8 protein-coding genes are annotated in these 10,452 nt (G+C 38.8%); 2 read left to right on the top strand and 6 right to left on the bottom strand.

Going from position 1 to position 10,452, the window contains the following annotated elements; genetic code table 11:
- Nucleotides 1-62 precede the first annotated feature (62 nt).
- Both Q4D72_RS06830 and Q4D72_RS06825 read left to right on the top strand, forming a co-directional pair.
- The gene (locus Q4D72_RS06830) at nucleotides 63-986 is read left to right on the top strand and encodes a type IX secretion system membrane protein PorP/SprF (protein WP_303076964.1); all 924 of its coding nucleotides are present in this window, start codon (nucleotides 63-65) and stop codon (nucleotides 984-986) included.
- Nucleotides 987-1,029: 43 nt separating this feature from the next.
- Nucleotides 1,030-2,985, top strand: a complete 1,956-nt coding sequence (locus Q4D72_RS06825) for an OmpA family protein (protein WP_303076963.1) — start codon at nucleotides 1,030-1,032, stop codon at nucleotides 2,983-2,985.
- A gap of 31 nt (nucleotides 2,986-3,016) precedes the next feature.
- Here Q4D72_RS06825 and Q4D72_RS06820 read toward each other — a convergent pair whose 3' ends face one another.
- The 6 genes from Q4D72_RS06820 to Q4D72_RS06795 form a co-directional block, all read right to left on the bottom strand.
- The gene (locus Q4D72_RS06820) at nucleotides 3,017-3,715 is read right to left on the bottom strand and encodes a hypothetical protein (protein ID WP_303076962.1); all 699 of its coding nucleotides are present in this window, start codon (nucleotides 3,713-3,715) and stop codon (nucleotides 3,017-3,019) included.
- A complete protein-coding gene (locus Q4D72_RS06815) occupies nucleotides 3,688-4,965 on the bottom strand; it encodes a methylmalonyl-CoA mutase family protein (protein WP_303076961.1) in 1,278 nt (425 codons plus the stop codon). The genes Q4D72_RS06820 and Q4D72_RS06815 overlap by 28 nt, the downstream gene beginning before the upstream one ends.
- Nucleotides 4,966-5,080: 115 nt before the next feature.
- Nucleotides 5,081-6,178 (bottom strand): hypothetical protein, encoded by a 1,098-nt coding sequence (locus tag Q4D72_RS06810; RefSeq protein WP_303076960.1) that lies wholly within the window; start codon nucleotides 6,176-6,178, stop codon nucleotides 5,081-5,083.
- Nucleotides 6,179-6,530: 352 nt separating this feature from the next.
- Entirely contained in the window at nucleotides 6,531-7,571 is a 1,041-nt protein-coding gene (locus Q4D72_RS06805; RefSeq protein WP_303076959.1) for a hypothetical protein, read from the bottom strand.
- Between the two features lie 601 nt (nucleotides 7,572-8,172).
- Nucleotides 8,173-9,216: a DPP IV N-terminal domain-containing protein gene (locus Q4D72_RS06800; RefSeq protein ID WP_303076957.1), complete on the bottom strand. Its 1,044-nt coding sequence runs from the start codon at nucleotides 9,214-9,216 to the stop codon at nucleotides 8,173-8,175.
- A 122-nt stretch (nucleotides 9,217-9,338) separates the two neighbouring features.
- Nucleotides 9,339-10,445, bottom strand: coding sequence for a hypothetical protein (locus Q4D72_RS06795; protein WP_303076955.1), 1,107 nt, complete (start codon nucleotides 10,443-10,445; stop codon nucleotides 9,339-9,341).
- Nucleotides 10,446-10,452 lie beyond the last annotated feature (7 nt).

The following is a 10,452-nucleotide window of genomic DNA, read 5'->3' as shown; positions in this document are numbered from 1 at the left end:
AACTTTATATATCACACAAAGAGAAGAGTATACAATGTCAAAAAACATATAAATATTTAACAATGAGAAAAAATAGTGTATTATTTGTATTGATGCTATTGTTTTGTGCTCAGGCTTTTGCACAGCAGGAGGCGCAGTACACACAGTATATGTACAACACGATGATGTTTAATCCGGGGTATGCCGGTTCAAGAGGCGTGGGGAGTTTCTTTGGGCTGTACCGAACCCAATGGGTAGGACTTGAAGGAGCACCAAAAACAGCAAGTTTGAGTTTCCATACACCGATTAATGAAAAAAATGTAGGCTTGGGAGCTTCGTTATTTCACGAATCAATCGGGCCACAGCAAGAAAATACCTTTTCAATTGACTTTTCATATTCGCTTAATTTAGGCGATTCAAAATTGGCGTTTGGTTTGAAAGGTACGGCGGCTTTGTTTCAGTTGGATATCCACAAATTGAGACTCTATGATGGTCAAGATTACAGTTTTACGGGTGACCATTCTGTGTTCTCTCCTAACGTAGGGGCGGGGCTTTACTGGTACACCGACAAATATTATTTAGGTTTTTCAGTGCCTAATTTGTTGGAAACTCAGGTGTTTCGTCGTAATGACCAAAATAGAGAAGTGTCAGTGCTTAAAGGTTCACAGCATTATTATTTGATAGGGGGCTATGTGTTTGACCTTACGGCTAATACCAAGTTTAAGCCGGCGGTGCTTAGCAAAATTTCATATGGTGCCCCGATTCAGTTAGACGTTTCAGCAAACTTTATGTTTAATGAAAAATTTGTACTGGGTGCGGCTTGGCGCTGGTCGGCAGCAGTGAGTGCTATGGCAGGTTTCCAAATCAATGACCGTTGGTTTATCGGCTACGGATATGACTTTGAAACTACTGAATTGTCGCGTTACAATTCCGGGTCGCACGAAATTTATTTGCGATACGAACTGATGAAAATGTACAAAAAAGTGGTTTCACCACGATTTTTCTAACAGCTTTCATCTTTGTTAAAATGATTATCAAAAACGGATAGGAATGAAAAATCAAAGAATATACATACTTGTAGTAGCGTTGTTGGGCAACGTGTTGCTGGCTTTTTCACAAGAAAAACAATTACAGAAAGCCAACGAAATGTACAAGAATTTTGCCTATGTAGATGCAATTAAGATTTACGAAAGCATTGCCAAAAAAGGATTCGTAAATCAAGAATTACTTGAACGTTTGGGTGATTCGTATTATTTTAATGCAGAGTATGACAAGGCATTTACTTGGTATCAAAAACTCTTTGAAAACAAAGAGTATCAAGTGCAACCCGAGTACTATTACCGATATGCCTTATCGCTTAAATCGGTTGGGAAATATGCCGAATCAGACCAAATGATGACCAAGTTTGTCGAACTCACCGGAGCTAATGATTCACGTGCTTCGTTGTTTGAAGAACACAAAGATTATCAAGAAGAAATCAAAGAAAATTCAAATCGTTTTGAGCTTCGCCAAACAGGTGTTAATACGGAGCATTCTGAGTATGGAACGGCGTTTTACGGTGATAAAGTACTTTTTGCTGCCAGTAATTCAAGTTGGCTTAAACCCACCTCAAAATGGACAGGGCAGAGTTTTTATGATTTGTACGAAGCAAACCGCGACAGCATCTTTTTGTCTAAAAAAACATTGTTTTCTTCAAAATTAAACACCAAGTTTAACGAATCAACCGCCGTGTTTACCCAAGACGGAAAAACCGTTTACTTCACGCGTAACAACTACGTGGACAAAAAAGTGGGTATGGACTCGCAAAACACCATTTTGTTAAAAATATTGCGCGCAACCAAAGACGACAAAGGAAATTGGGGCAATGTGGTTGAAATGCCTTTCAACAGCAATACCTACAGCGTGGCGCATCCGGCGTTGAGCCCCGATGAAAAGTATTTGTATTTTGCTTCAAATATGCCCGGAACGCTTGGAGGTTCTGATATTTTTCGTGTTGAAATCCTTCCTAATGGAGGCTATGGCAAGCCCGAAAATTTAGGGGACGTTGTTAATACCAGCGGGCGTGAATCGTTTCCGTTTGTTTCAAAAGACAACGTGCTGTACTATTCTTCCGACGGGTATCCCGGTTTAGGCGGATTGGATATTTATGCCGTTAAATTTTACGAAAACGGAACTACATCACGAGCGATAAACATCGGTGCGCCGGGTAACAGTGCCGACGATGATTTTTGTTTTGTAATTGATAAAGAAACCCGTATTGGGTTCTTAACCTCAAACCGCCCCGGTGGTAAGGGTAGAGACGATATCTACGGATTTTACGAGCGTATTCCGTTGAATTTTTCGTGTAACCGCATCTTGAAAGGAATTGTGAAAGATTCTGAAACACAAGAGATTATTCCGGATGCGATGGTTACTTTGTCAAACAAAACAATGGAAAAAATCAAAGCCGATAACAGCGATACGGAAGGAAAATTCCTCTTTGCCGATGAGCTTATCAATTGCCAAGATGCACATTTTTATTTGAAAGGCGAAAAAGAAGGTTACGAAACAGCCGAGGTTAAAGTTGAAGCAAAGGGCAAGGAAATTTACTATGAAATTTTGCTTAAACCGCGTGTGATTAAAGTGATGGAAGGTGATGATTTGGCAAAAACATTTAAAATTGAAAATATTTACTTTGATTTTGACAAATCGAATATCCGTTACGATGCTTCGGTACAATTGGCAAAAATCTTAGAGGTTATGAACGAATATCCGAATATGAAAATCGATGTGCGTTCACACACTGATAGCCGAGGTTCAGATAGTTACAACTTAGCATTGTCTGACCGACGTGCCAAATCAACCGTGAAATGGATTATTGACAATGGTATTGACCCAAGCCGAATTACCGGCAAAGGATACGGCGAAACTCAGCTTACCAACCACTGTTCAAACGGTGTAAATTGTACGCCGGTAGAGCATCAAGCTAACCGTCGAAGTGAATTTATTATCATAAGTTTGAAATAAACAAAAAAAGGCTCTCATTTGAGAGCCTTTTTTATTTCCAAAACGGGTCGATGGTTTTTAAAATTCCCGAATTATCAAGAAGCATCTGATTGGTAGGGTCAGTAATCAGTGGATTGTCAAAGTCGTATAACAGCAAATCACTTTGAATAGCCGATGCGTATAACTGCTCGATTATAGTATTGATGTAAGCAGCAATCGGGATTGGGTGTAAAATTCCTTTTTTTTGCATCAAATCACTGCAAAAAACGCGTAGTTTTCTCACATTTTGCATACATTTAAACGTATTCTCAGTAAAGCATACCAAAAAACAGACTTTTTCAAAAGTTTTATTCGTAAAATTGTTTGAATGTAACGCTAAAAGATGTTCATCATTGTCAAAAAGTAAATACAAACGCCTTATATGGTTCAAATATGCCGAAATTTCTTCCAACACAGCAACCGAACGCACGATAATCGATTTGTTTTCAAAAGAAGATTCAAGCAAATCCGTACTGTTTTCAAATAAAATTTCGATTTTGGAATCGTTGGGGATAGGTTTCGGACTGGCGTTCCAAAAACAAACCGGTTGGTGTGTGATGGGATGTTTTAAGTGTCCCATAGCCTGATAACCACGTGCGTAGGGCGGAAATCCAGCAATGTGTTCCGTTTCGTTTTTCGGGGCAATATTGCCTTTTAGTTGTATGTTTTGATAGTTGAATTTGCTTATTTTTTCTTCTCGATGTTTTCCCATAGTCGTTTGATTATCAAAGGTTCGATGTGTGTTTTTTCGTGTTTCTGTTTAACAAACGGATACAATTCCCATTCGTTTTTTAAGGCAAATAGGTCGTTGGTAAAAGGTTCCTCGGGTAGTTGGTTGTTAAATTCGATGACTTGCTGTTTTGCTTTTTCTTTTATTTTTTTCTGTAATATGTGATTATGAGCGTGTTGCAAAAGTCCGCCGGTTTTTTCAATGTGTTGAAAAGCCAGCAATGATTTTTTAGCAATTTCATAAGTAATCGTTTCAAAGCAAGGCATTTCATTCAAAAAACAAGCCTTCCGAAAGGGTAAAATTTTATTTATTTTTTCAATGTGAAGGTGTTGATTTTCAGTTGTATTTTTCTTGTAGCAACTTTCATTTTTCGGCAGTATAAAATCACTCCCTCCGATGATGGCACTTTCGTACGCCAAATCGATGTAATTTTCATTATGCTTTGTTTTTAAGAGTGATAACCCTCTGTGTGAAGGCTCGGCAATGAAAAAAACATCAATTTGGAACGGAAAAACAGCAAGAACACTGTCCATCACCTGCCGAAGAGCTCTCAGTTTGCAGGTTTCAAGCAAAAAATGACTCCCAACAGCCGTTTGTACGTATAATTTTACTTTTTTTGTATTTGTATCAAACTGAATTTCTTCAAGATAGCTTACTGTATGTGCCATTGTGTAAGCAATTTGCTGAATGATACTGCATCCGGCGTTTTGATACAGACTCGAATCGACCAACAAACTTGGTTTTCCGTGTGTTAGGCATTGCTCACGGTGTTTTTTTAAGTCATCAACGGCATTTTTTGTCCACTTTCCTGTTTTCAAAAAGCTGGCGATGACATCATCAGGTAAAAAAACGCAGTTGGAATGCCGGACGGAGGCTGGTAACTGTTTTGAAAATAGAAAGATATAATTGCCCTTGGCGGGTAGATTATTAAATAAAAGTTCAATATTTTCAATTTCAGGATGAATACTTATGCAGAAATTCACAACGCTTTTACGCAACCAAAAATCAATGCGGTTAAGGGTTTGCTCGGCATTTGAGGCATAAAGAGGCAATAACACCTGCGGAGTTGTATTTATCGGATAATGAATCGATTCGTTTTGTGATGTGTAAAAAGGGAGAATTTGAATATCTTCGTGTGAATTGAATATTAGCGAATTATAATCTGCTCCTTGCAATTCAAATTGAAGGCGTTGTTTCCATTGCTTGGCAGTATTTGTCGGTTTTTGCTCCATCTTTCGATTATCAAAAAAATAAGACCCCAAAATTATGAAAAAAATTCAAATATTCGGAATCTTATTAGAGATGATTGCACCCAAAGTTAGTTTTGGGTATGAGAAAAAACGGAGCCTATCTCCCGATGGGCTTAATTAATGAACGTATATCATTGATGTGTATTAAGAAATACATATCCATAAAATTATTGTCATTGTATTTGGCAATGTTTTGGTTAAATCGGTTTACGTTTACGTCAGTGGCTTGTGCGAACGAAACATTAGTGCCGATGAGCGTGGTTTCAAGCAAAAACGGATTCTTCTTGCCGGGTGTTGCATAGTAACCCAAGTAAACGTGACCGGGTTCGAAAACCATAAACGTTTCGATGCCCACTTTGCGTAAGGCACTGCACAAAAAGGCGGTTCCGTCGGCGCAATTGGCTTGGGTGTTGTTCATTACTTCGTCGGCAAAACGAATGTATTGGCTCGCTACTTTCGGGTTTGACGAGTTGTTACTCGTATCGGTAATGCTGCTGTATTTGATGCCTTTGGCACGTAAGGTAAGGAACATAGCCTGCACTTGCCGAAGCACGTTTTGAGCAATTGAGGTTTCATCTTGCCCCTGATAGCCCGTAAAGGCATTCAGGTCGGTGGTGGTTAGTACGTCTTTTAAAAAGGTATCCACCACGGGGCTGTCTTCATTGACGTAAGCGCCCATCATAAAGAACAGCGGGTAGGTAGTCCCGTCCAGTTGGGCGGCAAGCACGCACTCATTGATGGACGTATAACGCACTTTTAAATCTTTATTGCCTAACTTTTCGCCGGCAGTGTTCTTACAGATAAAACTAATATCGGCATAGCCCGGTTGGCTCATCTGTTTCAAAGCATCATATTTCCATTTTATTTTAGGCATGAACGTATTTTTGCCTGCATTTACCTTTTGGGTAACTTCCGTTTTGAAGTTTAAAGCACTTTCTTCAATGATAACTTCAATCGTACCATTTGATTCGGCATCAAAATGAAGATAGAAAAAGTCAATTGCCTGTTGGGTTTGGCGTTCTACTTCCGCTAAACCGAAAATTGCCGAAGTGTAAATCGTGTTTTTTAAATCGGTTTGGAACTGAACGTCAAATGTTCCTTTTACGGACGAAATTTCAACGTCATCACCTTTTGAGCAACCTATCAACACCGCGTTGATAAGGGCAACTACTAGAATTTTGTAAATTTTTTTCATATTGTTTTCTTTTTTTGGATTACATATTTAGTAAATCACTTTAATTAATCAATGAAACTTGCCTATGACTTTGCATTTTAGCCGTGTTAAAAACCAATACACCAGCTGATTAACAACAATTTTTTTACAGAGAATCATTCTACCGGCTTTTATGTTATAAAATGAAAGCAATATAGGCAAGTAGGTTTCATTGATTTTTTCAACTTTCGTTCAGGACAAAGGTAAACCTTTGGTAAATACGATTCAATCCCCTTTTTTAGGGATTTTGACTGCTAATATTTGTTAAAGTTTCTTTCGGAAATTAACAATTACCGCAATTATTACTATTCTTACCTAAGTTATACTCATTTTACTAACGCCAAACTAAATGCCCGTTGCACGGAATTCCTCTACTACCGTTTTTAGTAAGTGAAATAACATCACTATTTTTATCATCAAGATTATAAAGCTTTCCGTCGGCGGGAATAACAGCCAAGTAACCGAACTTTCCGCCTACTGCACCGACCCAAGAGCCGTCCGGATAGTCGTGATCACTCCAAGCCATTCCGCGAGAACCTCTGGCGGTAAAAGCAATGTACTTTCCGTCGGGAGAAAATACCGGAAGACCCTCACCATCCCAATCTGCCCAGTCATAGGTTTTACTTGTGGTGATTTGAACCGGATTACTTCCATCAACATTGCATAACCACAGGTGTTTATCCTTTCGGAACACAAATTTTGTTCCCTGCGGATTGATGCGAAACACGCCTGCATCACCTGTTTTGAATATTGCTTCGGGTTGATAGTTGTTTGTTGGCGCCATTCGATACATCACATCAGCTATTTGTACGTATAGCACGTTATCAAGTGTCCAAAAGGGTTTTCCCCAATCGTGATAACGCACATTATTAGGCTCACAACGCGCAATTTCTTTATCTTTATTCGATTCAATGATTATCAACGGCATATCTGAATATCCTTGCCCTTGCAATGCGATATATTTCTCATTAGGAGAGATAAACGCTCTTAAAGACCTGACATCTCCCCACTCATATTCAAAATCGTAGATATTGTTACCATCATTTTTCACATCTAAAGGAGCAACGGATGCTTTGATGTCACGATAAACAATGCGTTTGTGATTAAAACCTGAAACGTCTAAGGTAAAGAGCACTTTGGAAGCGTCCCACGACACATCGTAGGTTTCCAATAGCGCACTGGAACTTACTTGTGTTACGTTTTCAGTGAATTTGTTTGCCGATAAATTGTAAACTGACACATCGCCAGCAAATTCGATGAATAATGTTCCGGAAAGCCCGTGCAAGTTACCGCCTTCGGAACCGTCGCTCTTGCTACATCCCATACAGGATACAAACAGAACTGAAACTAAAAGTAAAAAAATCTTGTTTTTCATAATGCAAACGTATTTTTAAATTATTTTGACTTGTTTTAAATCTATACTTACTGCTTTTAAATGAATTATGACTCAAATTATCTTGTAAATTACCAATCATAAATGAATATTGACTGCTTATATAATGATTTTTACCGAAATTATCTTATAAATTACCAATGATAAATGAATATTTACCGATTATATAATGAATTTGACTGCTATTATCTGTATTATTAAGGAATATATTTCATTCGTTACCTCTAATTCTTTTTATTTTACCAAAAATATTTCTGTTTTTTCAGGAATTATATGGATTAGTACCATAAAGAAATCATATATGACCGGTCAAAATCCATTTCATTGCGGTAATTATTGATTTCTTTATGGTCAAAAAGTGTTTCTTGTTAGTCAAAATTCATTTCTTGTAAGTAAAATATCATTTCTTGTTGGTCAAAATTCATTTATTTTTAGTAAAATCTATTTTATCTTTGTCAAAGTTCCAAAACTTTGACAAAGATTTGTGTTTCTTGTAGGTCAAAATTTATTTCTTATTGGTAAAATCTGTTTTATCTTTGTCAAAGTTTCAAAACTTTGATAAAGGAATCAAAATATAAGTGCCTTATCGCCAAATAATGTTGCTTTCAGTAGGAATCCCAAAAGCGCCATTTTCTTTCTTTAAGTAAATAGCTCCATTGTTTTTGGTGTCGAGGTTATAAAGTTTGCCGTCAGCCGGAATAATGGTAAGATATCCGAAACTACTTCCGGTTACACTTGTTCCGCTTCCGCCAATGCCTGTATCACTCCACGATGCGCCCCGTACATTTTCGCTCTGGAAAGCAATATAGTTGCCATCGGGTGAAAACGTCGGGTTACTTTCCCCGTCATATTGCTTCTTGTCAGAGGTCTCGCTGGTCGTGATTTGTGTAAGTCCGCTACCGTCACTGTTGCAAAGCCATAAATGTTTATTCTTTCGGAAAACTACCTTTGTCCCATCGGGTGAAATGCTTACATTGGTGGCACTGCCTACCTCAAAAAGGGGTTGTACTGATTTATATTTGTCATCAGGAGTGCTTTTGCAGAGAAAAGTTCCCATTCGGTAGTACAAATGATTGTTCTGTGTCCATATGGGGCTTCCATAATGGGGCAGACTTCCATTCTGTGGCATCAATTTGATAATATCAGCATCATTGGGGTCTGTCGATACAACCAAAATAGGCATACCGATGGCAGTTTGTGCTGCAATGGCGATAAATTGCTCGTTCGGTGAGATATAAGCCGAAACCTCATTGATGCTATTCCATTGTATGCGGAATTTGAATAAATTATTTGCCGTATTTGTGTGTTCGGTATAGTTTAGAAAGTGTTCTAATCGTTGATAGGTGAAAAATCGGTTGTTTGTATGTGCTTCTTGGGTGAAAAGTATCTTTTGATTGTCCCACGAAACGTCAAAATCATCATAAATGGAGGAATAAGTGCCCATTTTTGAGAGACCTTCGGTGTAAGTATCTGTTTGTAAGCGGTAAGAACTGGCTTTTCCGCCAAATTCAAAGTATAATGTGCCTGAAAGTCCGTGATTGATAGTGTTATCATCACTATTTTTGCTGCACGAACTCAAAAGAATGATAAGCATTAGCAAATTTGCTTGTAAAAATAGCTTTTTCATACGATTTTGTTTTAAAAAATATTGGTTTTTTAGATTTTTACCTTTGTCAAAGTTCTAAAACTTTGACAAAGGTTTAAATATTATTGATAAAATCTTAAAACTTTTCCGAAATTATTCTGAAATTACCGCCATATCATATTACTAAAATAGCTTGGAACGGAAAAATTGCTGTCGTCTTTTAGGAGAATGGCACCGCTGGTGGGGTCTTTCAGGTCATAGAGCTTTCCATCAACGGGAATGATGAAAATATAGCCGTAACCACCGCCAACAACGGTTACGTGAGGCAAACGTGGTTGGAGCGGGTCGTAATCCGTCCAAGCCTGACCGATACTGGGCGAGCCGACAAAGGCTAAAAATTGACCATCAGGCGAAAATACGGGTTGATATTCGCCATCTACTTTGGAACTACCCGAAGGAGGGCTGGTAGTTATTTGATGTAAACCGCTTCCGTCTAAATTTTGTAGGTACAAATGCTTTTGATGCCGGAAGGCAACCTTTGTCCCCTGCGGATTCACCGTAACATAGCCCGCACCATTGCCATTGTTGAGTTTCAGAACCGCTTCTAATTGCTTTCCGTAGCTTTCTTTCCAGCGATAAAGCGTTCCGCGAATGGCAAAAAAGAGTTCATTGTTGTTTGTCCAAACAGGTGTGGATTGATAATCCAAATCTTCTTTGGAAGAATAGAATTCTGCGAGGAGTTTTCCGCTTTGTGTGTCAAACAGAAGCGTTCCTCGGTCTTCCCAATAGTTACAATCTACTGCCAGATAGCGTTTGTTGGGGGAAAGACGAATGTCAGCTTCCCGATAGAAGTTATCTCCCGAGTATTGGAAGTTAAACTTGAAGGTATTCCCCTGAGAAGGAATGCCATTGGGGTCAGAAATAGTGCTGTACCACGTATAGTTGCCGTCAAAAGGACGAAGCAGGAAGGTTTGTTTGTCTTGATACGAGTCAAATGTCCGACTTGTCCCGATGGAAAGGCAAATCTCCCCGCTTCCGTGCGTGATGTCATAGCCCGTTACGCCGGGTCCGCGTCCGGTTTTGGTGATTTTGGTCAATTTTCCGCTTTGAAATTGGTATGACCGAACCCCATCGGAGGCAAATTCGGCATAAATTGTTCCGGGAAGGTGGGCAAGTGAAGCGCTTCCGCCGGAATCGCCGTCGCTTTTTCCGCAAGAGAAACCACTTGCCAAAAAGAGCCCTACAAGAATTGTTTTAATCTGATTTTTCATAATGAAT

This window comes from Capnocytophaga sp. (genome assembly GCF_030532915.1).
GTDB lineage: Bacteria > Bacteroidota > Bacteroidia > Flavobacteriales > Flavobacteriaceae > Capnocytophaga.
Note: the sequence above shows the minus strand (reverse complement) of the source record. Positions and strands in the feature narration are given on the sequence as shown.